This is a genomic window from Trinickia acidisoli, assembly GCF_017315725.1.
GTDB classification, from domain to species: domain Bacteria; phylum Pseudomonadota; class Gammaproteobacteria; order Burkholderiales; family Burkholderiaceae; genus Trinickia; species Trinickia acidisoli.
Genome location: NZ_JAFLRG010000001.1, coordinates 3,354,562 through 3,379,869, shown reverse-complemented (window position 1 = coordinate 3,379,869; position 25,308 = coordinate 3,354,562). Strand labels below are relative to the sequence as shown.

Sequence of the window (25,308 nt, the reverse complement as noted above, 5' to 3'; positions counted from 1 at the left end):
ACAGAGGTCAATACATGTCGATTCTGATCAACAAAGACACGAAGGTCATCACGCAGGGCATCACCGGCAAGACCGGCCAGTTTCATACGCGCGCATGCCGCGAATATGCGAACGGCCGCGAAGCATACGTCGCGGGCGTGAATCCGAAGAAGGCCGGCGAAGACTTCGAAGGCATTCCCATCTATGGGAGCGTGAAGGAAGCGAAGGCCGAAACGGGCGCGACCGTCTCGGTCATCTACGTGCCGCCCGCCGGCGCGGCTGCAGCGATCTGGGAAGCGGTCGAAGCCGACCTCGACCTGGCCATCTGCATCACCGAAGGTATTCCCGTTCGCGACATGATCGAAGTGCGCGACCGCATGCGTCGCGAAAACCGCAAGACGCTGCTACTCGGGCCGAACTGCCCGGGCACGATCACGCCGGACGAGCTGAAGATCGGCATCATGCCGGGCCACATCCACCGCAAGGGCCGCATCGGCGTCGTGTCGCGTTCGGGCACGCTGACGTATGAAGCCGTGGGGCAACTGACGGCGCTGGGTCTCGGCCAATCGTCGGCGGTCGGTATCGGCGGCGACCCGATCAACGGGCTCAAGCACATCGATGTCATGAAGATGTTCAATGACGATCCGGATACGGACGCCGTCATCATGATCGGTGAGATCGGCGGCCCGGACGAGGCCAACGCCGCTTACTGGATCAAGGACAACATGAAGAAGCCGGTCGTCGGCTTCATCGCCGGTGTGACGGCGCCCCCGGGCAAGCGCATGGGCCACGCCGGCGCGCTGATCTCGGGCGGTGCCGATACGGCCGATGCGAAGCTCGAAATCATGGAAGCCTGCGGCATCAAAGTGACGAAGAATCCGTCGGAGATGGGGCGTCTGCTGAAGTCGATCCTGTAAGCCGCCGTGTGAGGTCATGCCGCGCGCTGTAGCCCGCGGCACGGCCGGCCAGTCGTTTTGGTATCCTTGCGAAATTCTTTCGTAAGGCTTCCGACAGACGAGAAGAAGCGAGGGAGCAAGCCATGCTCCCTCGCTTTTTTATCGCTGCACGATGCGCTCTGGAACGGTGATTGCCCTCATGTTCGACACCATGCTCGACTTCTTTGCGACCCTTCATTGGGCGGTGGTTTTTCAGATCATCGTCATCGACATTCTGCTCGGCGGCGACAACGCCGTCGTCATTGCGCTTGCCTGCCGCAAGCTGCCGGCGGCGCAGCGGATGCAGGGCGTGTTGTGGGGCACCGCGGGCGCGATCGTCCTGCGCGTCGTGCTCATCGTGTTTGCCGTCGCGCTGCTCGACGTTCCGTTCTTGAAGTTCGGTGGCGGGCTATTGCTGTTGTGGATCGGGATACGCCTGATGGCGCCGTCCCACGATTCGCACGAAAACGTCAAACCCGCGGACAAGCTGCTTTCGGCCATCAAGACGATCATCGTGGCCGACGCCATCATGAGCCTCGACAACGTGATCGCGATCGCAGGTGCGGCCGAGTCCGCCGATCCCGACCACCGTATCGCCCTCGTCATATTCGGCCTCGTGGTGAGCATTCCCTTGATCGTCTGGGGCAGCACGCTCGTGTTGCGTATGCTCGATCGCTTTCCCGTCATCGTCACGTTCGGCGCGGCATTGCTCGGCTGGATCGCCGGCGGCCTCATCATCAACGATCCGGCCGGCGATCGCTGGCCGCTGCTCGATACGCCGGCCGCCGAATACGGCGCGCATATCGCCGGCGCGCTGCTCGTCGTGCTCGTCGGGTATTGGCTCAAGCGCCGTATGCTGCGGCGCGCGGCCGGCAGAGCCTCCGGGCCGCGCCGTACGCCCTGACGCGCCGTTGCCGCCCGCGCTACCCGCCGACCTGGCCGTTCGGCCGACTGCCGGGCGAGAGCCGGTGCCGATACGCTTCGAATACGTTGCCCGCCCATTCGCCGGCGGGCCGTCGTTCGAGGAGCGTGTTCGCCGATGTCCGCCGCCGTTGCTGTTTTTGCCCGCCGCCTGTTGTGCGCCGTCATCTCATGTCGCGCTTCGCGCGATCTCAAACATGGTTTCACGTTGATCGAACTCATGATCGTGCTCGCGATCGTCGGCATCGTCGCTGCCTATGCCGTGCCCGCCTATCAGGATTACCTTGCCCGCAGCCGTGTCGGCGAGGGGCTATCGCTTGCTTCGGGGGCGCGGCTGGCCGTCGCGGAAAACGCGGCCGGTGGCAACCCGTTCGACAGCGGCTACGTTGCACCGCCCGCCACGCGCAACGTCGAGTCCATCTCCGTCGACGACGCAACCGGGGAAATTACGATCCGTTACACGTCGCGTGTCGCACGAGCCGGCAGCGAAGCGCTGGTGCTCGTCCCTTCGTTGCCCGACGCATCCGATCCGCCCACTTCGCGCGTCGCGCTCGAATCAGGCGTTGTGCTGGGCGGGGCGTTGACGTGGGAATGCTTCGCGTCGGGCAAGCAAGCGTCTTCACTGCCTGCACCGGGCTCGGGGCCGATGCCGCTCGCGGGCGCCACATTGCCGGCGAAGCTGGCCCCGTCCGAATGCCGAACTTGAATGCAAGACGGACATGCGGCTACGCACAGTGAAAGGAATTTTTTGTATAGTGCGCCGGTTGCCGACGGCCCCTATCCTCATGACATCACCATTCACTCGCTATCTGTCGTTCGCGTCCCTGGCGTTCGCGGTACTGCTTCCCTACGCGGTTACGAACCATACGTATCCGATTCCGACCTTCTATGCCGAGTTCACGGCGCTCTCGCTCTATCTGCTCGTCGGCGCGGCCGTTCTGTTGATGGTGGTGTCGGCCAGGCCGCGCCCGCAGTATGCGATGCCGTCCGTCGCGCTCGTGCCGATCGCGTTCGGGTCTTTGCTGGTGCTGCAAACGTTCGTGCTGCCGCTTGCTCAGCCGTCGATGAATTGGCTCGGAGCGGGCTTTCTTTTGGCGGGCTTCATGGCCACGCAGGCGGGGTATGGATTCGCTCGCGCAGGCGTGGCCGATACTGCATTGCGCTGGGCGGCAGCCGCGCTGATCGTGGGTGGGTTGTTCGCCGTGTTTTGCCAAGTGGTGCAGTTGTTTCATGCGGAGGCGCGGTTCGCTCCGTTCGTCGTGGCCTACAACGTTGCGACCGAGCGGCGGCCGTTCGGCAACATGGCGCAGGCCAATCACCTGGCGACCGTCATCGCATTCGCGCTCGCGGCGGCCATGTACCTCGTGCAGACGCGCCGCTTGAACATCATCGTGTGGGTTGCCGTGTCGGCGATCTGCGTGCTCGGGCAGGCGTTGACCGTCTCGCGCGGGCCGTGGTTGCAGACGGCCGTCATCGTCGTTGCCGGGTTCTGGATGGCGTTCGTCGTGCCGCGCGGCATCGGCGCAGCGCGGCGCGGCATGCGGGAATGGGTCATTCCTGTCCTGCTCGTTATCTTGTTCGTTGCGGTGAACCTAGCCGTGCGCTGGGCGAATCTTCGTTTCCACTTGGATCTGGACGTCTCGGCCGCGCACCGCTTCGAGGACAAAGGGCAGTTCGTTCTGCGTCTGGCGATGTGGAAGTACGGTTGGACGATGTTTACCGGGCATCCGCTGCTCGGCGTCGGTTGGGGCGAGTTTCCGCGTTTCGAATACGAACTCGTGAAACGGCTCGGCGACGTCGAAATCGCCAACAATTCGCACGACATCATCATCGACTTGCTGGCTAAGACCGGCGCGGTGGGTCTCGCTATCGTCCTGCTGGGCCTCCTGGCATGGCTGTGGCGCGTGCTGCGCGCCCCGCACACGCCCGAGCGCGTGTTCGGTCTCGCGCTGATCGGCGCGCTGCTCATGCACGCGCTCGTGGAGTATCCGCAGCAGTACATGTTCTTCCTGCTGCCGGCGATGTTCGTCTTCGGCATCTTGGAGACGAAGCCACTCGATTTCGTGCCGGGGCGGTTCGCGCTGGGCTTGCAATTGCTGGTCGTAGCGGGGGGATTTGCCGCGCTCGGTCCGATCTATCGCGATTACGCCCGCGCCGAAGTGCTGTATTACGGGGCGCATCCGGCCGAGGAATATCGGGCCGCGCCGTCCGTGCTGTTTGGCGCATGGGGCGAATATGGCATGGCGACGTTGCTGTCGATCGACAGCAACGACCTGCAGACGAAGTTGGCCATGCACGAGAAAGCGCTCGCGCTATTGCCGGGCGAGACGGTGCTGCGGCGATACGCGGCCCTGTTGGCGCTCGACGGCAAGGAGAATCAAGCGTTCGATACGGTCGAGCGGCTGAAAATCTTTGCCGTCGTGTTGCACGATTGGCCGTCGCAGTTGTCGGCGCTATACGGGCTATGCGACGACGAGCCCAAGCTCGCGCCCTTCAAGGCAGAACTCGTCAAGCGCTACGGACCTGCGCCGAAAGCGGCGGACGACGACGACAGCGACGACTGATCGAGCGACTTCGCACGGGTGGACGCCGGCCGGGATCGAGCCGGCGCCGGCGACCGCGGCTTAGCTCGCCGCTTAGCCGCTTGGTAGATTGGTCGGCTCGCCGCTTAGCCCGTCGACGACCAGTGCGGCGCTTAACTTCTACGCTTACGGCGCCTGCCAATCCCCCGACTTCCCTCCACGCTTCTCCTGTACGCCGACATCGGTGATCGTCATCCCGCGGTCCACCGCCTTGCACATGTCATAGACGGTCAGCAGGCCGACTTGCACGGCGGTAAGCGCTTCCATCTCGACGCCGGTGCGCCCAAGCGTTTCGACTTGGGCTGTGCAATGCACGCCGGGCAGCGCTTCGTCGAGCGCGAAGTCGATGGCGACGCGCGTCAGCGCGAGTGGGTGGCACAGGGGAATCAAGTCGGCCGTGCGTTTCGCGCCTTGGATCGCGGCGATGCGCGCCACACCGAGCACGTCCCCTTTCTTCGCATGACCGTCGCGGATCAGCGCGAGCGTCTCGGGTTTCATCCGAATCGAGCCGCGCGCAACCGCGATCCGTTTCGTTTCGTCTTTGCCGCCGACGTCGACCATATGCGCCTGGCCGGCCGCGTCGAAATGGGTCAATTCAGGCATGTCTTGCTCCTTCGATGGGCGCCTATCTTAGCAGCCGCTATGGGCTCATCAGTGAGCCTACGCTGTTGCCCGAGGACCGGCACTCACAGGCCCGCAGCCTCGGAAGCGTGTGCCCGCCCGCCGAAAGTCGATCAAGCGAAGCGGAACAGCCGCGCGGGCGCATCGACGAGCACGGCCCGTTGCTCATGCTTCGTCGGCAGCAGCTTCGACACCAAGGCGTAGACGGAATCGTAGCTTTCGGTGCGCTCATGCTGGGTGTGGGGCCAATCGCTACCCCAGACGAGCCGATCGAGGCCAAAGGCGCTTTCGAGCAGCGGCATCGCAGCCAACGCGGTCTGCTCGCCCGAGTTCGGTTGTGCCGGGTGCGCGTTGCGGTAGGCGCCGGATATCTTGACCCACACGCGACGCGCTGCCCCGAGCGTCAGCAGATACCGAAAGCCGGGATCGTCGACGCCCAGCGTTGGATGGGGTCGTCCGAAGTGATCGACAACGATGTCGATCGCGTCCTCGGCGCGCGCGAGCAGAGGCGCAACGACGTTCGGTAGCCGCTGCGCTTCGCAGTGGACTTCGATCTGCCAGCCGAGTGCAGCGATCCTGGGTAGCGTCGCTCGCCATGCGGCGCTCGCGAAGTCGGGGACCGGCAGACCGAACAGATTGAGCCGGATGCCGACGATGCCGCTGCGCGCGAGCGCGTCGAGTCCGCTCGGATCGGCGGCTACGGCCGCGGGATCGATCACGCCAATCCCGCGTAGACGATGCGGCGCTTCGGCGAGCGCCTGCACCAAGCAACGGTTGTCGATGCCGAGGAAGCTCGGCTGCACGAGCACGCCGTGCGAAATACCGTGTGCGTCGAGATGGGCGAGATAGCGCGATAACGGTGCGTCATACGTCGGCGCGTATCTGCGGCGCTGCGCGAGCGGCAGGTCATGAGAAAACACGTGGGCGTGCGCGTCGATGGCGGTGATCGTGCCGGCACTTGCGCGAAGGAGCGTATCCGCGCCGGCGCCGGGCGCGGTCGTCGTCAGCATGGCAAAAAAACCTTCATTGAAGTTGGGTGTCGATCATCGGCGCGCGGGCTGAACGCTCGACGATGCGCGATGTTCGGCCGCCGCGGGCGCGCTGTCGGCGAGGGCGCGTCCGCGCGTCTCGGGCAGCATCAACACGGCGAACACGACGATCGAATAGGCGATGGCCGCGTCGGCGCCGATCGCGAAGCCGAGCGTCGTCGTCTTGGCCAGATGGCCGACCATCACGGGGAAGCCTGCCGACACGACACGCCCGAAGTTATAGCAGAAGCCGACCCCCGTGCCGCGCATCCCGCGCGGATACAGTTCGGTGAAGAGCGCGCCCATGCTGGCCGGAATGCCCGCCGCAAAAAATCCGAGCGGAAAGCCGACGACGAGCATGGCTTCGTTCGTCAGCGGCACGAAGAGATAGATCAGCACCGTGGCCACGCAGGCGATCGAAAAGAGCAGGATGGTGGCGCGCCGCCCGATCCGATCGAGCAGTTGCGCGCTGGCGATGCACCCGCAAAAGAACGCGACGATGATGACGGCAAGATAGCCGCCCGTGCCCAGCACGGACAGGTGCCGTTCGGTTTTCAGGTAGGTGGGCAGCCATGTCGTCAGCGCGTAATAGCCGCCGTGCGCGCCGACGCCGAGCAGTGCGCCGATGAGCGTCATGCGCAACACGCGCGGCGAGAAGATTTCGACGAACGGCAGCCCTGTGGCGCGCTCGGCGGCCTGCGTCGCCGGTTTCGCGCCCGACGCTCTACGGTCGGACGAGGCCGCGGGCTCCGGCACGCCGCGCCGCACGTAAAGGACGAGCAAGGCGGGCAGAAGACCGAGCGCGAACATCGCGCGCCATGCCAAGGCACCGGGCATCAGCGAGAACATGGCGGTATAAAGCACGACCGCGGCGGCCCAGCCGACCGCCCAGGCGCTTTGGACCGAGCCCATCGCTTTGCCTCTGTGCTGGGCGCGAATCGATTCGGCCATCAGCACCGCGCCGGCGGCCCATTCGCCGCCGAATCCGAGCCCTTGCAGCGTTTTGAGCGCGAGGAACTGATCGAAGTTTTGCGCGAACGCACAGGCGAAGGTGAAGACCGAGAAAAACGCGACGGTGAGCTGCAGCGTGCGGACGCGACCGATGCGGTCGGCCAGCGCCCCTGCAATCCAGCCGCCGAGTGCGGAAGCGATCAGCGTGGCGCCGCTGACGAAGCCGGCCTGTGTCTTGTCGATGGCCCATTCAGCCATGATCGCCGGGATGACGAGGCTAAAGATCTGCACGTCGAGTGCGTCGAGCGCCCAGCCGCCGAAGCACGCCCAAAACGTGCGGCGCTCGGTGGGGGAAATTTCCTTGAACCACTTGAACATTGCCTGTCTCCTATCTATCGAATTTCCACCTGATAGACGAATTCGCTCGCGGGCCCCCGTGAACGGCGCCACTCCAGCGGCCGACGATCGTATCCGTACGCAAGCCGCTCGATGACGACGATCGGCGTGCCGGGTTCGAGGCGCAGCAATCGCCCGTGCATCACGTCGATCGTTTCTACGGTCAGCGTTTCACTGGCTGAGGCGATGATCTGATTGCACTGCCCTTCGTAGACGGGGTAGAGCAGATCGCCGACTTCTTCCGTTGCAAGCGTGGCGAATGCTGCGAAGCGTTCGTATGGCAGCCATATTTCTTCGGCGAGGATCGGATGCTCGTCGACGAGCCGCAGCCGCGACATATGGATGACCTGCGCGTCGGTATCGATCTGCAGCGCTGCGCTGACCGCCGATGGCGCCGCAACGACTTCGCGCATGAGAATGCGGCTCGTCGGGATGCGCCGTTCGCCGCGGCGGTTCTGAAAACGGAAGAATCGAAACAAGGAGCCGTCGAAGCTCGCGCGACGCACGAAGGTCCCGCGCCCTTGAAACCGCTCGAGCATCCCTTCGGCGACGAGTTGATCGACGGCTTTGCGCACGGTACCGACTGCGACGTCATACGTGCGCGAGAGCTCCTGCTCGGTCGGGATGGCCTCGCCTGGGCGCCAGCGATGCGCCCCGATTTGCGCAGCAAGCTCGTCGCGCAGGCGCTGATAGCGAGGGAGGCGGTCGTCTGCTTGCATGAAGCGATCCTTGGGGTGAGGTGAGCAATAATATAGTCAACTATTCATATATATGTTTATATGACTGGTGGATTGGCGCAATCGGGGTAGACCCTCGGGGACATCAAAGCAAGGAAGGGGGACGGGGCCGAGACGCCCCGTCCGACTCAATCGGGGCGAACCATGATCGCCGCGGGGCTCGTGACGAAGCCGAAGCGCGCCGGCAGATCGGCGCGGCGCACCGTTTCGATCGCCAGCCGCCGGCCGGGCAGCCAGTCGAACGTGCCGCCGCGCGCGTCGGCGTCGAGCGTTGCCAATTGCGAGAAAAGATCGAGGTCGTGATCGTGCAATACCGCCACGCGAGCCGGCTGCGACGCATCGGCGAACAACGCGCCGCCTTCGTCGTCGACGAGTACCGCCGCCGGGTCGAACGGCGCTCCCGCGTGATCGGTCAGCGTAGGAGCGGCGGCCGACGAAAGCGCGAGCCTGACGACCCACGGCGTATAGGCCAGCTCGACATATACGCGCTGCGGCCCGTTTTGAAAAAACCAACAACCGTCGTCGTCATGTTCGTAATTGCGCTCGATGAAGCCGACGAGCGCCGCGTGACGAATCGGCGTGCCGAGCTCACCTCGCGCCTGCGCCCCTTCGTCGCGCATGCGCCACTGGCCGCGGCGATCGAGCAGCAGCCACCCGGTGCAATGCGGCACGTTGGGCCATTTCGCGAGTGCGGCTTTGACGAGCTCATCCATCGTGCGCGTACGGTTCCAGAAAAGTGAAGACGCGCCGCGGCAGCCAATCGATGCGGCCGGGGAACGGGCCCGTCATGAAGCCGACGTGTCCGCCGGCCTCGGGTTGGTCGAGCTCGATGGCGGCCGAGACTTCGGCGCGCGTGGGCAGGGCGGCGCTCGGCAGGAACGGGTCGTTACGCGCGTTGAGCACGAGCGTGGGCACGACGACGTCGGGCAGCAGCGGGCGCGTCGTTGCACGCGTCCAGTACTCTTCCGTATCGCGAAACCCGTGGAGCGGCGCCGTGACGACGTTGTCGTACTCGTACATCGTCCGACACGCCAGCACGGCCTCGCGATCGAACAGCCCGGGGTATTGTTCGAGCTTGGACAGCGCCTTGCGCTTGAGCGTCTTCAGAAAGCTCATCGTATAGACGAGCGCAAATCCCTGCGAGAGCGCGCGGCCGCCGGCATGCACGTCGAGCGGCGTGGAAATGGCCGCGGCCGCCGCGACGAACGATGCATCCGCGCCGCGCTCGCCGAGCCAGCGCAGCAGCACGTTGCCGCCGAGCGACACGCCGGCTACGACGAGCGGGCCTCGATGCGACGCGTGCAGCCGGCGCAGCACCCAATCGACCTCCGCACTGTCGGCGAGGTGGTAGAACCGCGGCGCCAGATTGAGCGGGCCGCTACAACTGCGAAAGTGCGGCACGACGCCTTGCCAGCCGAGGGCGCGGGCCGATGCCATCAGCACGCGCGCGTAGTGCGAATCGGAACTGCCCTCGAGCCCGTGAAAGAGCACGAAGAGCGGGGCGTCGGCCGGCGGCGCGGCGTTCGAGCCGGGCGGGTAGGCAAGCCAGTCGAGGTCGATGAAATCGCCGTCGGGCGTATCCCAGCGTTCGCGGCGATATTCCACTGCCGGGAGGCGCGCGAACAGGGCCGGAACGATCGTTTGAGCGTGGCTCGTGGGAAGCCATCGGGGTGGGTTGTAGAGCAATTGGACAAGCCTGTCGGAGGCCGCAGCCCCTGCTGCTGCCGACGAAGCCGGTTTGTCATGTGTGGTGCTCATGACCGTCCTCGAAAACTGATACCGTCCCGCCCGGCTTTCGCTTGCCGGCCGGTCAGTGCAATGCGCCTTGTCCGTGTCGAATCTTCGCGGCGAACTCGGTGGCCGTTTCTTCGGGCATCGGGCTCGCATGAATGTGGGCGATCCGCCATTCGCCGCGCTCGTGAACCATGACGTATGTGGTGTAGATCATCCGCGGCGGCGCGAGCGGTTCTTGGAACCGATGCGCTTCCGCGACCGTGTAGACGACCGTGCCGAGGCTGTCGTAGACGCGCACGTCGAGCGGCTCGATCGCCGTCGGCAGCGTGTGCGCCTGCGCAGCCGCGACGAGCCCGGCGCGGATCTGGTCCACGCCGTGCCAATGCGCTCCGCCCGCGTTGACGTAGCTCGCGAACTCCTCGTCGATCCAAAGCGCCATCAGCGCATCGATGCTGCCCTCGGCGACGGTCTGATAGAACGCGTTGAGCGTATCGGCTGCGGCTTCGAACAAGCGGGCAAAACGTGGCATGGCTCTTTGGGCTCGTAGGTAGCGCGCACAATTCGCGCCGTCGGGCTAACTTGGCGCGCTGCGCATTCATCGGCGCGGCGCGCTCGCGTTCGGTCGTTCAGGCTCGGCGTGCGGCGTCCACGAGTCAATGAACGCATAAAGGCGCAGCGCGTTCCGTGCGTCAGCGCTCGCCGAGCAGCATGGTGCGCAGATCGGCGAACACTTGCTCCGGCGACAGTTCGCGCAGACAGCGCAAATGGCCGAGCGGACACTCGCGGGCAAAGCAAGGGCTGCACTCGAGATGCAGCCATTGTACCTTCGCAGCGTCCGATAACGGCGGGGTGTGGCGCGGATCGCTCGATCCGTAGATGGCGACGAGCGGGCGCCGCAGCGCCGCCGTGACGTGCATGAGGCCGGAATCGTTGCTGACGACGGCGCCCGCGCGCGCGATCAGCGCGCAGGCTTCGCCGAGGGAGGTCTGTCCGCACAGGTTGCGCACGTTCGGCGCTTGGCTTGCTATGGCCTGGGCGAGCGGTGCGTCCTTGTTGGAGCCGAGCGCGACGATTTGCGTGTACGGAAACGACTGGCCGATCATCCGCGCGAGCGCGGCGAAATGCTCGGCGGGCCAGCGTTTGGCGTTGCCGTATTCGGCGCCCGGACAGAAGACGACGAGCGGCACGCGCGTGTCGAGGTGAAAGCGTGCCGAGACGCGCGCCGATTCGTTCGGATCGGTATCGAGGCGCGGCATGCGCAGGCGCGCTTCGAGATCGGGTACGTTCGCGCTTGGGGCATAGGCGAGGGCGGCGTAGTGCTGCACCATCGGGCCGCGTTCGCTCTTGCTCGGGTTCGGGTGGCGAACGTTGAGCAGGCCGACCCGCCCTTCGCCGCTGTAGCCGATACGCAGGCGAATGCCGGCCAGCCACGGGATCAGGGCGGACTTGAGCGAATTGGGCAGGATGTAGGCGGCGTCGTAGCCGCTCTCGCGCAAATCGCCCGCGAGCTGCCAGCGCCGCACGAGCTGCAGCTTGCCGTGCGCGAGATCGGTGGCGTGCACGTCGCTGATTTCGGGCATTCGCTCGAGCACCGGGGCCACCCACGCGGGCGCGAGCGCGTCGATGACGATGCGCGGATGAAGTTGCTTGAGCAGCGTGAACAGCGGCTGCGCCATCAACGCGTCACCGATCCAATTCGGTGCGATTACCAACGCGCGACGCATTAGTGTGGGTATCCGAGAGGTAGGCAAACGCGGCGCGCGAGGCAGCCGCATTCGGCGATTGAGCGAGCGGCGTCGCCCGGCGCCGCATCGGCCACCGGAAGACGGCTTCCGAATGCGCGCACGCGCCGCCCGCGCGCGGTGCCGGTACGAGCCGAGCGAGCGCGACGGGCGGCGCGTGCGCGCCGAAGCGAATCAGTGATGCTTGACGACTTCGCCCTCGCGCAGCTTGTAGCGCGTGCCGCAGTACGGGCAGCGCGCCTCGCCGTGCGTGACGTCGATGAACACGCGCGGATGCGCGCTCCAGCGCGGCATCGCCGGATTCGGGCAATAAGCGGGCAAATCTTTGGCCGACAGCTCGACCAGCGGCATTTCCTTCGTTTCGCTCATGAGACGGATTCTCGTTATAGGCGGTGTGGCGTGCGGCGTCAGATCTTCGTGAGCCAGTGCGTGTACTTCGGGTTCTTGCCGGCGATGACGTCGAAGAACGCCGATTGGAGTTTTTCCGTGACGGGGCCGCGCGAACCCGTGCCGATCGTGCGGTTGTCGAGTTCGCGGATCGGCGTGACTTCGGCGGCGGTGCCCGTGAAGAACGCTTCGTCGGCCGTGTAGACCTCGTCGCGCGTGATTCGCTTTTCGATGACCTCGATACCGGCGTCGCGGGCCAGCGTGATCACCGTGTCGCGCGTGATGCCGTCGAGGCACGAAGCCAGATCGGGCGTGTAGAGCTTGCCGTTGTTGACGAGGAAGAAGTTCTCGCCCGAGCCTTCGGAGACGTAGCCGTCGACGTCGAGCAGGAGCGCTTCGTCGTAGCCGTCGGCCGTGGCTTCCTGGTTCGCGAGGATCGAGTTCACGTACCAGCCCGACGCCTTGGCGCGCACCATCGAGACGTTCACGTGGTGGCGCGTGAACGACGACGTTTTCACGCGGATGCCTTTCGTGATGCCTTCTTCGCCGAGATAGGCGCCCCACGGCCAGGCCGCGATCGCCACGTGGATCGTATTGTTGCGCGCCGACACGCCGAGCTTTTCCGAGCCGACCCAGATGATCGGGCGCAGATACGCCGTCTCGAGCTTGTTCTCGCGCACGACCTCGCATTGCGCTGCGGCCAGCGTTTCATGATCGAACGGCACGTTCATCTGGAAGATCTTGGCCGAGTTCAGCAGGCGCTTCGTATGCTCCTTCAGGCGGAAGATCGCGCTCGCGCCGTCGACCGTCTTGTACGCGCGCACGCCTTCGAAGACGCCCATGCCGTAGTGCAGCGTGTGTGTAAGGACGTGGATCTTGGCGTCGCGCCAGTCGATCAGCTTGCCGTCCATCCAGATCTTGCCGTCACGATCGGCCATTGACATACGTATCTCCTAGCGGTGCGGTGGGGATTGCCCCAGTGAGTTCGCCATTTTAGCGTCTTTTCCCTGCTTCTCGGCACGCCGTAGCGGCTTTGTGGGCGTTCGGTCTTTATAATCGGACACTTTCCCGGTTCAATCCGCGACGGGGTGCGCACAGCGCCGCCGCGCCTCGCCTACATGCCTGCTCGCATCAGCCCTGCCAATCGCGCCGCCTTCCTGAGCGGCGTGCGCGACTACTCGCCGACGCTGATGGCGATCCTCTCGTGGGGGCTCGTGACGGGCATCGCGATGAGCAAATCGGTGATGAGCGTGCCGCAAGCGCTCGGCATGTCGCTGTTCGTCTACGCGGGCTCGTCGCAGCTCGCGGTGCTGCCGCTGATGGCCGCGAAGCTGCCGATCTGGACGGTACTGCTCACGGCGGCCATGATCAACACGCGTTTCGTCATCTTCAGCGCGGGGCTTACGCCGCACTTTTCCTATTTGCCGTTTTGGCGCCGGATGATGCTCGGCTATTTCAACGGCGACGTGGTCTATCTGCTGTTCCAGAAAAAGGCGTTCGCGACCGGCTACGTGCCGGGCAAGGAGGCCTATTTCTGGGGGATGGCGGTGCCGGCGTGGGTGGGATGGCAGGGCTCGTCGATCGTCGGCATCGTGCTCGCCAGCGCATTTCCCGACGATTGGGGGCTCGCGCTCGCGGGTACGCTGGCGCTCGTGCCGCTGATCGTCACCGCCGTCGTGAGCCGCTCGGTGCTGGCCGCCGTCGCGGTGGCCGGCGTGGTGGCGCTCGTGGCGATCGACTTGCCCTATCGGCTCGCGCTGCCGCTGGCCGTGTTCGCGGCGATCGGGGCGGGCAGCGTCGTCGACCTGCTCGCCGAGCGGGCCGATTTGCGCCGCATCCGCGCCGCGCGGCCCGAGGCCGGGACGGCGGACTTGCGCAAGGAGCCCTGAGCGATGTCGGCTACCCAGATTTGGCTCGCGATCCTCGGCTTGGGGCTCGTGACCGTTCTCACGCGCGCATTCTTCCTGCTCGGCGGCGAGCGCGCCGTCCTGCCCGAGCGCGTGCAGCGCGCGTTGCGCTATGCGCCCGCGGCGGCGCTGGTCGCCGTCGTGCTGCCCGACGTGCTGGAAACGCCGCAGGGGCTCTCGTTCGCGCTCTCGAACCATGCGTTCTACGGCACGCTGGCCGGGCTGGCCTGGTTTCTCTGGCGGCGCAGCATGCTCGGCACGATCGTCGTCGGCATGATCGCCTATACGCTGCTGCGCCTTTGGGCGTGACGCCCGCGCCGTGCAGGGGGACGGCCCCCCCGGAACGCCCGCGCGGCACGGTGCTCCGAGTCGTTTGGCGCAGCCCGCCGGCGTTTTCGCGTCGCAGCCGTCGCGGATACGCCAATTTCGCCGCAATTGCGACACACGTTCGTCGAATACGCGACATTCGTTCCAGCATCGGCTTCGAAGCGGGGACGATCGGCTAAAATGATCGACTGCCGCCGAGCCGCGAGCTGGGTCCGCCAGTTCGCGGCGCGTGCGCCCGCCCGCCAATCAACCTGCATGCGTACATTCCCATGAGCCAAGTGCTGCGTCTCTCCGATCTGATCGCAAAGGGCTTGCTGTCCGGCAAGCGCGTCTTCATCCGCGCCGATCTCAACGTGCCGCAGGACGATCGAGGCAACATCACCGAGGACACGCGCATTCGCGCCTCCGTGCCGGCCATCGAGGCGGCGCTTAGCGCCGGCGCGGCAGTCATGGTGACGTCGCACCTTGGGCGTCCGACCGAGGGCGAGTTCAAGCCTGAGGATTCGCTGGCGCCCGTGGCCAAGCGCCTGGCCGAACTGCTCGGCCGCGACGTGCCGCTCGTCGCCAATTGGGTCGAGAACGGCGTGAACGTCGCGCCGGGGCAGGTCGTCCTGCTCGAAAATTGCCGCGTCAACAAGGGCGAGAAAAAGAACAGCGACGAGCTCGCGCAGAAAATGGCGCAACTATGCGACGTCTACGTCAACGACGCGTTCGGCACGGCGCATCGCGCCGAGGCCACGACGCACGGCATCGCCAAATACGCGAAGGTCGCCTGCGCGGGCCCGCTGCTCGCGGCCGAACTCGATGCGCTCGGCAAGGCCCTCGGCAATCCGAAGCGTCCGCTCGTGGCGATCGTCGCGGGCTCGAAAGTGTCGACCAAGCTCACGATTCTCAAGTCGCTTGCCGAAAAGGTCGATCAACTGATCGTGGGCGGCGGCATCGCCAATACGTTCATGCTCGCGGCCGGGTTGAAGATCGGCAAGTCGCTCGCCGAGGCCGATCTCGTGAACGAGGCCAAGGCCATCATCGACGGCGCGCGCGCCCGCGGCGCATCGGTGCCGATTCCGTCCGACGTGGTGGTGGCGAAGGCGTTTTCGGCCACGGCCGAAGCCGTGATCAAGCCTGTCGCCGACATCGAAGCCGACGACATGATTCTCGACATCGGCCCGCAAACGGCTAAGGCGCTGGCCTCGCAGCTTTCGAGCGCAGGCACGATCGTCTGGAACGGCCCCGTCGGCGTGTTCGAGTTCGACCAGTTCGGCAACGGCACCAAGACGCTGGCCGATGCGATCGCGAAGTCGTCGGCGTTCTCGATCGCCGGCGGCGGCGACACGCTCGCGGCGATCGCCAAGTACGGCATCCAAGACAAGGTCAGCTACATTTCGACGGGCGGAGGCGCGTTCCTCGAGTTCCTCGAGGGCAAGAAGTTGCCCGCCGTCGAAGTGCTCGAGTCGCGGGCTTGATCGTGGGCGCGCGCGCTCCGAAGTCGAACAAAAGCCCGGCCCGGCCGGCCCGATCGGCGCACCGTGCCGCGGCCCCCGTGCCCGTGGAGCCAGCCCCGGCTTCGCAGGCGCAGCCCGTGGCGGCCATCGAGCCCGCCGTGCCCGTAGAACCCGCCGCGGCGCCGCCTGCCGGCGCGGCGGCCCAGATTCCAATCAGCCCTAAAGCGACGCCGGCCCGATCCGGCGCGCGCCCCCCCAGCACGAGCGCTTCGCCCCAGGCGCCCGACGCATCGTCTCGCAACGCGTTTACCAGCGATACCACTCAAACGAGGAGATACATGCATCGCGCCACCAAGATTGTCGCCACCATCGGACCCGCTTCGAGTTCGCCCGAGGTTCTCTTGCAGATGATGCAAGCGGGCCTCGATGTGGTCCGCCTGAATTTTTCGCACGGCACGGCCGACGATCATCGCCAGCGCGCCGAGTACGTGCGCGAAGCGGCCCGCCAGACGGGGCGTGCGATCGCCATCATGGCTGATCTGCAAGGGCCGAAGATTCGCGTCGGCAAGTTCGAGAACGGCAAGACCATGCTCGAGCCGGGCCAGCCGTTCATCCTCGACGCGAACTGCGCGCTCGGCAACGACGAGCGCGTCGGCCTCGACTATCGCGATCTGCCGCGCGACCTGCGGCCGGGCGACGTGCTGCTGCTCAACGACGGGCTGATCGTGCTGACGGTGTCGCGCGTCGTCGGCGAGGAAATCCACACGGTAGTCAAAGTCGGCGGCGAGCTGTCGAACAACAAGGGCATCAACCGCCAAGGCGGCGGCCTCACCGCGCCCGCGTTGACCGCCAAGGACATGGAAGACATCCGCACGGCGATGTCGATCGGCGTCGACTACATCGCCGTCTCGTTCCCGAAGAACGCGACGGACATGGAGATGGCGCGCCAACTCGCGAACATCGCCGGCGTGCCGTACGGCAACAAGCCGAAGATGATCGCGAAGATCGAGCGGGCCGAAGCCATTCCGGCGCTGCAAGGCATTCTCGACGCATCCGACGGCATCATGGTCGCGCGCGGCGATTTAGCGGTCGAAGTCGGCAACGCGGCCGTGCCCGCGCTGCAAAAACGCATGATCCGAATGGCGCGCGAGTCGAACAAGCTCGTCATCACGGCCACGCAGATGATGGAGTCGATGATCCATGCGCCCGTGCCGACGCGCGCCGAGGTGTCCGACGTCGCCAACGCCGTGCTCGACGGCACCGATGCCGTGATGCTGTCGGCCGAGACGGCCGCGGGCAAGTATCCGGTGCAGACGATCGAGGCGATGGCCGCGATCTGCATCGAAGCGGAAAAGTCGGAGCACGTCGAACTCGACAAGGATTTTCTCGACCGCACGTTCACGCGCATCGACCAATCCATCGCGATGGGCGCGCTGTTTACGGCCTACCATCTCGGCGCGAAAGCGATCGTGGCGCTGACGGAGTCGGGCGCCACCGCGCTATGGCTCTCGCGCCATTGGTCGCACGTTCCGATCTTCGCGCTGACCTCGCGCGTGACGAGCGAGCGCGCGATGGCGCTGTTTCGCAACGTCACGCCACTGTCGGTCGAGTCGAACAACGATCGCGACCAGGCGCTCAAACAGGCCGTGGACGTCGTCGTCTCGAAGGGCTTTGCCGCGATCGGCGACATGGTCGTGTTGACCGTGGGCGAGCCGATGGGCCAAGCGGGCGGCACCAATACGCTCAAGATCGTGCGCGTCGGCGATCCGTATTGATACTCGGCGCGGCGGATTGAAGGCGGCGCGCCGGCCACGAACCGGCGCTGCGCGCCGTTCGCCGGGCGCTTTGCGCCGCGCGTCGGCGCTTGCCGCGGGGGCACGACGGCCTCCTGAGTTCGGGGAGGCCTCCGCTTCGCGATAAAATCGCGCATTCGCACAAAAAAGTGCCGACCGAGCACCCCGATTTCAATCCTAGGAGTACAGCATGCCTCTCGTATCAATGCGTCAACTGCTGGACCATGCCGCCGAGCACGGCTATGGCCTACCGGCGTTCAACGTGAACAATCTCGAGCAAGTGCAAGCGATCATGACCGCGGCGGATCAAGTCGGCGCGCCCGTCATCATGCAAGCGTCGGCCGGCGCCCGCAAATACGCGGGCGAGGCGTTCCTGCGCCACTTGATCGAAGCGGCGATCGAAGCGTATCCGCATATTCCGGTCGTCATGCATCAAGACCACGGGCAATCGCCGGCTGTTTGCATGGCCGCGATTCGCAGCGGTTTCACGAGCGTCATGATGGACGGCTCGCTCGAGGCCGACGGCAAGAGCGTCGCGTCGTACGAATACAATGTCGACGTGTCGCGCAAGGTCGTGGAGATGGCGCACTCGATCGGCGTGACGGTCGAGGCCGAACTGGGCGTGCTCGGCTCGCTCGAGACGATGAAGGGCGACAAGGAAGACGGCCACGGCGCCGAAGGCACGATGACGCGCGAGCAACTCTTGACCGACGTCGAGCAAGCCGCCGATTTCGTGCGCGCGACGCAGTGCGACGCGCTCGCGATCGCGATCGGCACGTCGCACGGTGCGTACAAGTTCACGAAGAAGCCGACGGGCGACATCCTCGCGATCGATCGCATCAAGGAAATCCACGCGCGGATTCCGAACACGCACCTCGTGATGCACGGTTCGTCGTCGGTGCCGCAGGAACTGCTTGCCGAGATCCGCGAGTTCGGCGGCGACATGAAGGAAACGTATGGCGTGCCCGTCGAGGAAATTCAGGAAGGGATCAAGCACGGCGTGCGCAAGGTGAACATCGACACCGATCTGCGTCTTGCGATCACGGGAGCGATCCGTCGCTATTTGTTCGAGAATCCGAGCAAGTTCGATCCGCGCGACTACCTGAAGCCCGCGCGCGAAGCGGCGAAGAAGATCTGCGTGGAGCGCTACGTCGCGTTCGGCTGTGAAGGCCAAGCGGGCAAGATCAAGCCGATCGCGCTCGATAAGATGGCCGAGAAGTACAAGGCGGGCGAACTGGCGCAAGTGGTGCGCTGACCTGTCCGACGAAGGGCCGCGCGCGGGTTTGTCCGGTCGCGCGGCCGCTTTGAATCGATCGCCGTTCCGATCAATCGATGGGAACGGCGTTTGCCTTTTTTCGTTTTGTAGTGTTTTGTACGGTGTTGTGGTTCAGGCGGCTCGCGGCAGGATGCTTCGAGGCGTTGTGTTTCCGCCTGGTGTTTCATTCGTTCATCACTTTTGACTGACGGCTCACGACGATGTCTACCCTTTACGAATCTTCGCTCCGCTCGCTGCCGCTGCTCGGCCGCGGCAAGGTCCGCGACAACTACGCCGTCGGCAACGACCAGTTGCTGATCGTCACGACCGATCGTCTGTCGGCGTTCGACGTCGTCATGGGCGAGCCGATTCCGAACAAAGGCCGCGTACTCAATCAGATGGCGAACTTCTGGTTCGACCGTCTCGAGCACATCGTGCCGAACCACCTGACGGGCGTCGCGCCCGAGACGGTCGTCGCCGCGGACGAAGTCGAGCAGGTGAAGGGGCGTGCCGTCGTCGTCAAACGGCTCGAACCGATTCTCGTCGAGGCCGTCGTGCGCGGCTATCTGGCCGGCAGCGGCTGGAAGGACTACCAAGCGACGGGCGCCGTCTGCGGCGTCGCGCTGGCGCCCGGCCTCGCGAATGCGCAAAAGCTGCCCGAGCCGATCTTCACGCCCGCGGCGAAGGCCGAAATGGGGCATCACGACGAAAACATCACGTTCGACGAGTGCGAGCGCCGTATCGGCAGCGAGCTCGCCGCGACGATCCGCGACATCTCGATCAAGCTGTACAAGGAAGCGTCGGAATACGCGGCCACACGTGGGATCATCATCGCCGACACGAAGTTCGAGTTCGGGCTCGACAACCACGGCAAGCTGTTCCTGATGGACGAAGCGCTGACGGCCGATTCGTCGCGTTTCTGGCCGGCCACCGAGTATCGCGTCGGCACGAACCCGCCCTCGTTCGACAAGCAGTTCGTGCGCGATTGGCTCGAAGCGCAGAACTGGGGCAAGACGCCGCCGGCGCCGAAGCTGCCCGACGACGTCGTCGCGAAAACGAGCAGCAAGTATCAAGAGGCGCTCGAGCGGCTCACGGGACAAACACTGGCCTGATCTGGCCTGATCGAGATAGAGGAAGGAAGACCGGACCATGACCGAAGAAGTTCAGAGCGCCCACACGCATAGCGCGCCGCTCATTGGCGTGCTGATGGGATCGAGCTCGGATTGGGACGTAATGAAGCATGCCGTGGCGATGCTGCGGGAATTCGGCGTGCCGTACGAAGCGAAGGTCGTCTCGGCGCATCGGATGCCCGACGAGATGTTCGACTATGCGCAGCGTTCGCGCGAGCGCGGCTTGCGCGCGATCATCGCCGGCGCCGGCGGTGCGGCGCACCTTCCCGGCATGCTCGCTGCGAAGACGACGGTGCCGGTGCTTGGCGTGCCCGTGGCCAGCAGGTACCTGAAAGGGGTCGATTCGCTGCATTCGATCGTGCAGATGCCCAAGGGCGTGCCCGTCGCGACGTTTGCGATCGGCGAGGCCGGCGCGGCGAACGCGGCGTTGTTCGCCGTGGCGCTGCTTGCCGGTACGTCGAGCGAGTATGCCGAGCGGCTCGCGGCGTTTCGCGTTCGGCAGAATCAGGCCGCCCACGCGATGGTGCTGCCGGTGCTTTGAGCGTGGGGCCGGGGCTGTGCCCGGCCCGGCTCGTTCCGAGGTCCCGTTTTCGCGACCATTGCTTCCCCGTCCCGCTGCTGCTCGACACGCCGTGGGCGCGACCGACCACTCAAATGAATCAAGAGAACACTCCGGTTTCACCCATCATGCCCGGCGCTTGGCTCGGGATGGTCGGCGGCGGCCAACTCGGTCGCATGTTCTGTTTCGCGGCGCAGGCGATGGGCTATCGCGTGGCCGTGCTCGACCCTGACGAAGCGAGCCCTGCCGGCAGCGTGGCCGACCGGCATCTGCGCGCCGCTTACGCCGATGAAACCGCACTGACCGAGCTCGCGCGCCTGTGCGCGGCCGTGTCGACGGAGTTCGAGAACGTGCCCGCAGCGAGTCTCGATTTTCTGGCGCGCTCGACGTTCGTGAGCCCGGCCGGTCGCTGCGTCGCGATCGCGCAAGACCGCATCGCCGAAAAGCGCTTTATCGCCGAGGCGGGCGTACCCGTCGCGCCGCACGTCGTGATCGAATCGTCCGACGCGCTGGCTGCGCTCGACGACACACAGCTTGCGGCCGTGCTGCCGGGTATCTTGAAGACGGCCCGGCTCGGTTACGACGGCAAGGGCCAAGTGCGGGTCGTGAGCGCCGACGAGGTGCGCGATGCCTACAGCGCGCTCGGCGGCGTGCCGTGCGTGCTCGAAAAGCGTTTGCCTTTGAAGTTCGAGGTGTCGGCGCTGGTTGCGCGCGGCACCCACGGTGCGACGGCGGTTTATCCGCTCGCGCAAAACCTGCATCGTGGCGGGGTGCTCGCGGTGACGGTCGTGCCCGCGCCCGACGCGTCGCCGGCGCTCGCCGAGCGGGCACAGCTCGCGGCGATCAGCATCGCCGAGAAGCTTGGCTACGTCGGCGTGCTATGCGTCGAATTTTTCGTGCTCGAAGACGGCTCGCTCGTCGCCAATGAAATGGCGCCGCGGCCGCACAACTCTGGCCACTACACGGTCGATGCCTGCGCGGCGAGCCAGTTCGAGCAGCAGGTGCGCGCGATGACGGGCATGCCGCTCGGCGATACGCGCCAGCACTCGCCGGCCGTCATGCTCAATATTCTCGGCGACGTCTGGTTTCCCGTCGATCCGAAGGGCTCGGCCCGCCCGACGGCCGTGACGCCGCCTTGGCACGAGGTGGCCGCGATGCCGGCGGCGCGCTTGCACTTGTACGGCAAGGAAGAGGCTCGGCCCGGGCGTAAGATGGGGCACGTGAATTTCACGGCCGCCACGCTCGACGAAGCGCGCACGGCCGCACGCGATTGCGCGCGGCTGCTGCATATTCCGCTCGCGTAAGCGAGGCGCGCGTCTAGGCTCATCGACGATGTCCGACCGTTCGACTTCATCCGCCGCGTCTGCCGCATCCGCGGTTTCCGACGCGCAGATCGACGAAGCGGCCGCGCTGCTCGATGCGGGCGAGCTCGTCGCGTTTCCGACCGAGACGGTCTACGGGCTCGGCGGCGATGCCGCGAGCCCGGCTGCCGTGGCTCGCATCTATGCGGCAAAGGGGCGGCCGGCCAATCATCCGGTGATCGTGCATCTGGCGCCGCACGGCGATCCGCAATATTGGGCCGAGCACCTGCCCGCCGACGCGCAAAAGCTCATCGATGCGTTTTGGCCGGGCCCTCTCACGTTGATCCTCAAGCGCGCGGCGCGCATCCCCGATGCCGTTAGCGGCGGTCAGGATTCGGTCGGTTTGCGTTGTCCGTCACATCCCGTCGCGCAACGGCTGCTCGACGCGTTCAGCGCGCGGCGTGGCGGCCACGGCGGCGTCGCGGCGCCATCGGCGAACCGTTTCGGTCATGTGAGCCCGACGACGGCGCAACACGTGCGCGACGAGTTCGGCGGCGCGATTCACGTGCTCGATGGTGGCGCCTGCGAAGTCGGGATCGAATCGACGATACTCGATCTGTCTCGCGGTTTCCCCGCGCTGCTGCGCCCTGGGCGCGTGACCCCGCGTGAGATCGCGGACGTGCTCGGCGTGGCGCCGCGCTTGCCCGACGGCAGCGACGCGACGGCGCCGCGCGCATCGGGCACGCTCAAGGCCCACTACGCGCCGAGCACGCCACTTGCGCTGCTGCCGTTCGAGGCGCTCGAATCGATGCTGGCCGAGGCCAGTGCGGCCGATACGCGCATCGCATTGGTAGCGCGCGTTTCGCGCGCCGGCGCGTGGGCCGATGCGCGCAACGTGCATTTCGTCGCGGCGCCCGAAGATCCGCATGTCTATGCGCGCGAGCTCTACGGGTTGCTGCGCGCACTCGATCGGGCCGATTGTGTTCGCATCTTCGTCGAAAAGCTGCCCGACACGCTCGAGTGGATCGCCGTCAACGATCGGCTGGGCCGCGCGGCGGCGGCGTTCGAGGCGAACGAGTAGCGATCGGCGTCGTCGGGCGGCGCGCGTGTCAAATGCAGCGCGGCAATGCGCGTCTAGGCTAGGCCCTGCGCACCGCGCGTGCGGCTGTCGTCGCGATCGATCAGTGTCCAATACCGGCGGCCGCCACCTGCTTCTCGACCTGTTGCGCAAACAGCAGATGCAGGTGCGTGGTCGGGTGAACCGTGTCGGCGAACATGTAGGTCTGGTTTGCGTTGGACGCCACCTGCGTTTGCGGCGAGCAGAACAGCGACGAGGCCAGCGACGCTCCGAACTCGGCCGGCGTATCGCCGTTGAGTACGCTCGGGTTGGCGGTGCCGTAAGCCGTGGCCGACGTTTCCATCTGCGTCAGGTTGCAGGCCGTGGCGGTGTTCGTCTGCGTAAAGCCGTCCGCCGCCGCATTCGTGATCACGTTGTCGATGAAGCTGAACGAGTCGACATAGATCACGTCGTTCATGATGCCGGCCGTCGTCAGCGCCGTGGTCAGCGCCGTATTGAAGCCCGAGCTCAAGGCCGTGAGCAGTGCGCCGCCGTCCGATGAGCTGACGCCGAGCGGCGTCTTGCCGATGTCGGGCACGTTGACGAGCACGACCTTCGTCGCACCCTTCTGGAGCAGTGTGCCGACATCCGTTGCGAGCGCGATCGCCGCGTTCTCGACAGCGGCCTCTTCCGTAGCGATCACCGTGGGGTCCGTCGGATCGGCCGCGATGATCTGAGCGGCGGTGAGGATGTCGTTAGCGCCACCTTGGATCAGCACGAGTTGGTTGGTATTGAAGCTGCCGTACGTGCTCAGATAGTTTTGAATCTGCGTAGTGACCGGCACCGCGCTCAGCACCGGGGCCCCGACGCCGGGCGTCAGCGAGACGCGCGCACCGCCCTGCGCATAGCCGAAGCCGCCGATCGCGGTGGGCGTGGTCATCGTGAAACCGCCCGAATAGGCCGGCGTGAGCGTGGTGCCGTAGTAAGCCGCCACGTCCTGCGTCCAGATCGTGCCGGGGTTCGTCGTGAACTCGCCGCCGCCGAAGTTCGGCAGCGCGTACCACGCGTAGGTGCCGACGTCGGAGAGGCTGTCGCCGAACGAGACGGTCTGCAAAGATACGCCGCCTGCCGGTGTTGCGCTCGCGCTGGTCGAACTGCTGCCGCCACCACCGCCGCATGCGGCGAGCAGCGCGAACGTCGCGGTTGCAATCGAGCCTTGCGCCACGCGCAGCCAGGTATTGTTCCGGGTCTTATTACCGTGTTCCATCGACTTCATCTCCTCGTGTAGGCGGCATGGCCGTGTTGTGATGCTTGATGCGTGAAAATCGACGCAGGGCGCCTGTGTCTTGGCCGCAAGACGTTGTCTCCGGCGGCCGGGACGTGGTGTCCAGTGTCTTCGTTATAGGTTATGTCTCGCGCGTAGCCGCAACGGCCGGCCCGGAAGCGGAATACGACGGGTCTATGCCGATGGGGCTTTTCTCGCGGGCTTGCTCGGCGCGTGCCGCGTGATAAGCCGCCGCCCATTCGGGCGGCCCGAAAATCGCGTGCACTTTATCGGCAAAGCGCGGCACGTGCAGTGCGTCGGACAGCATCGAGCGCCATTCGTGGAACGTCGCCGTCAACGGGTTGTACGTGTGCAGCGGCTCGACGATGCCGTATTGCGGCGCGTCGTTTGCGTCCTCGGGCACGTAGCTGCCGAACAGCCGATCCCAGATCACGAGAACGCCGGCGTAATTGCGATCGATGTAGCGCGCGTTCCGTGCGTGATGGCAGCGATGAATCGACGGCGTGTTGAAGACGTATTCGAGCCATCCGAGGCGCTTGACCGCCTGCGTATGAACGAAAAATTGAAATGCGAGATTGATGAGCACGATCGCGATGATTTGCTTCGGCGGGAATCCGAGTAGTGCAAGCGGTGTCCAAAATGCCCACATGCCGGCGATCGGGTACATGAGACTTTGACGGAACGCCGTCGACAAATTCAAGCGCTCCGACGAATGGTGAACGACGTGCGCGGCCCAGAACCAGCGGATACGGTGGCTGCAGCGGTGAAACACGTAGTAGAGCAGGTCCTGTGCCACGAACAGCACGGCGAACGACACCCAGCCGCCGTCCCAGGTTAGCAGCCGAAAATGCGCGTAGACGTAGGCATAAACGGGTACGACCGCTAGCCAGGCGAGCTTGTCGGCCCCTTGATGCATGAGCGCGAGCGTGGCATTGCAGAGCGTGTCGGGCCAGCTATAGAGACCGTCGGTGCGGCGTGTGCGCGCGAAGTGCCAGGCCTCCCAGCCGATGCATGCGAGAAAGACGGGCGCCAGGGCGAGCAGAAGCAATTCGGCGTCCAATTGCATGACGTCTTCCTCCTTCGTGTCTCGTCGTTATTGAAACCCACAGCGCGCGTTGTCGCCGGTCGTTGGCGCGCGGGGCAAAGGCATCCATCCGGTCATGCGCCGGTCGTTGCTCGACAGCGTACACGCTCGCGTCGCGCCCGGCGTCATTTGATCCTAGAAGAAGTATTCGATGG

The 25,308-nt window shown here is 65.5% G+C and carries 25 protein-coding genes; 13 read left to right on the top strand and 12 right to left on the bottom strand.

Features of this window, described 5'->3' with window-relative positions:
• Positions 1–14: 14 nt before the first annotated feature.
• The 4 genes from sucD to J3485_RS15450 all read left to right on the top strand — a co-directional run bounded on the left by sucD (position 15) and on the right by J3485_RS15450 (position 4,399).
• Positions 15–896: a succinate--CoA ligase subunit alpha gene (gene sucD / locus J3485_RS15465; protein ID WP_206954072.1), complete on the top strand. Its 882-nt coding sequence runs from the start codon at positions 15–17 to the stop codon at positions 894–896.
• 190 nt (positions 897–1,086) lie between these two features.
• The gene (locus J3485_RS15460; protein ID WP_206955832.1) at positions 1,087–1,818 is read left to right on the top strand and encodes a TerC family protein; all 732 of its coding nucleotides are present in this window, start codon (positions 1,087–1,089) and stop codon (positions 1,816–1,818) included.
• Positions 1,819–1,953: 135 nt separating this feature from the next.
• Positions 1,954–2,541: a pilin gene (locus J3485_RS15455; protein WP_206954070.1), complete on the top strand. Its 588-nt coding sequence runs from the start codon at positions 1,954–1,956 to the stop codon at positions 2,539–2,541.
• A 79-nt stretch (positions 2,542–2,620) separates the two neighbouring features.
• A complete protein-coding gene (locus J3485_RS15450; RefSeq protein WP_206954067.1) occupies positions 2,621–4,399 on the top strand; it encodes a PglL family O-oligosaccharyltransferase in 1,779 nt (592 codons plus the stop codon).
• Positions 4,400–4,543: 144 nt separating this feature from the next.
• Here the strand turns inward: J3485_RS15450 and moaC are convergent, their stop codons facing one another.
• The 10 genes from moaC to J3485_RS15400 all read right to left on the bottom strand — a co-directional run bounded on the left by moaC (position 4,544) and on the right by J3485_RS15400 (position 12,957).
• Positions 4,544–5,020, bottom strand: a complete 477-nt coding sequence (gene moaC / locus J3485_RS15445) for a cyclic pyranopterin monophosphate synthase MoaC (protein WP_206954065.1) — start codon at positions 5,018–5,020, stop codon at positions 4,544–4,546.
• A 131-nt stretch (positions 5,021–5,151) separates the two neighbouring features.
• Positions 5,152–6,048 (bottom strand): amidohydrolase family protein, encoded by an 897-nt coding sequence (locus J3485_RS15440; RefSeq protein ID WP_206954063.1) that lies wholly within the window; start codon positions 6,046–6,048, stop codon positions 5,152–5,154.
• 33 nt (positions 6,049–6,081) lie between these two features.
• The gene (locus J3485_RS15435) at positions 6,082–7,395 is read right to left on the bottom strand and encodes an MFS transporter (RefSeq protein WP_206954061.1); all 1,314 of its coding nucleotides are present in this window, start codon (positions 7,393–7,395) and stop codon (positions 6,082–6,084) included.
• A 14-nt stretch (positions 7,396–7,409) separates the two neighbouring features.
• Positions 7,410–8,132, bottom strand: a complete 723-nt coding sequence (locus tag J3485_RS15430; RefSeq protein WP_206954059.1) for a GntR family transcriptional regulator — start codon at positions 8,130–8,132, stop codon at positions 7,410–7,412.
• A gap of 146 nt (positions 8,133–8,278) precedes the next feature.
• On the bottom strand, positions 8,279–8,863 hold the full coding sequence (locus J3485_RS15425; RefSeq protein WP_206954057.1) for a DUF2946 family protein: 585 nt from the start codon (positions 8,861–8,863) through the stop codon (positions 8,279–8,281).
• Positions 8,856–9,908 carry a YheT family hydrolase gene (locus J3485_RS15420; protein WP_206954055.1) on the bottom strand — a complete coding sequence of 351 codons (1,053 nt, stop codon included), beginning with the start codon at positions 9,906–9,908 and terminating at the stop codon, positions 8,856–8,858. The genes J3485_RS15425 and J3485_RS15420 overlap by 8 nt, the downstream gene beginning before the upstream one ends.
• Positions 9,909–9,960: 52 nt before the next feature.
• Positions 9,961–10,413, bottom strand: a complete 453-nt coding sequence (locus J3485_RS15415) for a nuclear transport factor 2 family protein (RefSeq protein ID WP_206954047.1) — start codon at positions 10,411–10,413, stop codon at positions 9,961–9,963.
• A 160-nt stretch (positions 10,414–10,573) separates the two neighbouring features.
• Positions 10,574–11,608: a lipopolysaccharide heptosyltransferase II gene (gene waaF / locus J3485_RS15410; RefSeq protein ID WP_206954045.1), complete on the bottom strand. Its 1,035-nt coding sequence runs from the start codon at positions 11,606–11,608 to the stop codon at positions 10,574–10,576.
• Between the two features lie 192 nt (positions 11,609–11,800).
• The gene (locus J3485_RS15405) at positions 11,801–11,995 is read right to left on the bottom strand and encodes a zinc-finger domain-containing protein (RefSeq protein WP_206954043.1); all 195 of its coding nucleotides are present in this window, start codon (positions 11,993–11,995) and stop codon (positions 11,801–11,803) included.
• Positions 11,996–12,033: 38 nt separating this feature from the next.
• A complete protein-coding gene (locus J3485_RS15400; RefSeq protein WP_206954040.1) occupies positions 12,034–12,957 on the bottom strand; it encodes a branched-chain amino acid transaminase in 924 nt (307 codons plus the stop codon).
• A 174-nt stretch (positions 12,958–13,131) separates the two neighbouring features.
• Here J3485_RS15400 and J3485_RS15395 point away from each other — a divergent pair, with 174 nt between their 5' ends.
• The 9 genes from J3485_RS15395 to J3485_RS15355 all read left to right on the top strand — a co-directional run bounded on the left by J3485_RS15395 (position 13,132) and on the right by J3485_RS15355 (position 22,808).
• Positions 13,132–13,902, top strand: a complete 771-nt coding sequence (locus J3485_RS15395) for an AzlC family ABC transporter permease (RefSeq protein WP_206954038.1) — start codon at positions 13,132–13,134, stop codon at positions 13,900–13,902.
• Between the two features lie 3 nt (positions 13,903–13,905).
• Entirely contained in the window at positions 13,906–14,229 is a 324-nt protein-coding gene (locus J3485_RS15390) for an AzlD domain-containing protein (protein WP_206954036.1), read from the top strand.
• A gap of 287 nt (positions 14,230–14,516) precedes the next feature.
• Complete coding sequence (locus J3485_RS15385) at positions 14,517–15,710, top strand: phosphoglycerate kinase (protein WP_206954033.1); 1,194 nt, start codon at positions 14,517–14,519, stop codon at positions 15,708–15,710.
• A gap of 317 nt (positions 15,711–16,027) precedes the next feature.
• Entirely contained in the window at positions 16,028–17,464 is a 1,437-nt protein-coding gene (gene pyk, locus J3485_RS15380; protein WP_206954031.1) for a pyruvate kinase, read from the top strand.
• A 208-nt stretch (positions 17,465–17,672) separates the two neighbouring features.
• Positions 17,673–18,737: a class II fructose-bisphosphate aldolase gene (gene fba / locus J3485_RS15375; RefSeq protein WP_206954023.1), complete on the top strand. Its 1,065-nt coding sequence runs from the start codon at positions 17,673–17,675 to the stop codon at positions 18,735–18,737.
• Positions 18,738–18,958: 221 nt separating this feature from the next.
• Entirely contained in the window at positions 18,959–19,849 is an 891-nt protein-coding gene (locus J3485_RS15370; RefSeq protein ID WP_206954021.1) for a phosphoribosylaminoimidazolesuccinocarboxamide synthase, read from the top strand.
• A gap of 37 nt (positions 19,850–19,886) precedes the next feature.
• A complete protein-coding gene (purE, locus tag J3485_RS15365; RefSeq protein ID WP_206954019.1) occupies positions 19,887–20,408 on the top strand; it encodes a 5-(carboxyamino)imidazole ribonucleotide mutase in 522 nt (173 codons plus the stop codon).
• Between the two features lie 113 nt (positions 20,409–20,521).
• A complete protein-coding gene (locus J3485_RS15360) occupies positions 20,522–21,730 on the top strand; it encodes a 5-(carboxyamino)imidazole ribonucleotide synthase (RefSeq protein WP_206954017.1) in 1,209 nt (402 codons plus the stop codon).
• A gap of 28 nt (positions 21,731–21,758) precedes the next feature.
• The gene (locus J3485_RS15355) at positions 21,759–22,808 is read left to right on the top strand and encodes an L-threonylcarbamoyladenylate synthase (RefSeq protein ID WP_206954016.1); all 1,050 of its coding nucleotides are present in this window, start codon (positions 21,759–21,761) and stop codon (positions 22,806–22,808) included.
• 100 nt (positions 22,809–22,908) lie between these two features.
• Here J3485_RS15355 and J3485_RS15350 read toward each other — a convergent pair whose 3' ends face one another.
• On the bottom strand, positions 22,909–24,051 hold the full coding sequence (locus tag J3485_RS15350; RefSeq protein ID WP_242538581.1) for an SGNH/GDSL hydrolase family protein: 1,143 nt from the start codon (positions 24,049–24,051) through the stop codon (positions 22,909–22,911).
• 139 nt (positions 24,052–24,190) lie between these two features.
• Positions 24,191–25,135: a sterol desaturase family protein gene (locus J3485_RS15345; protein ID WP_206954004.1), complete on the bottom strand. Its 945-nt coding sequence runs from the start codon at positions 25,133–25,135 to the stop codon at positions 24,191–24,193.
• Positions 25,136–25,308: the final 173 nt, after the last annotated feature.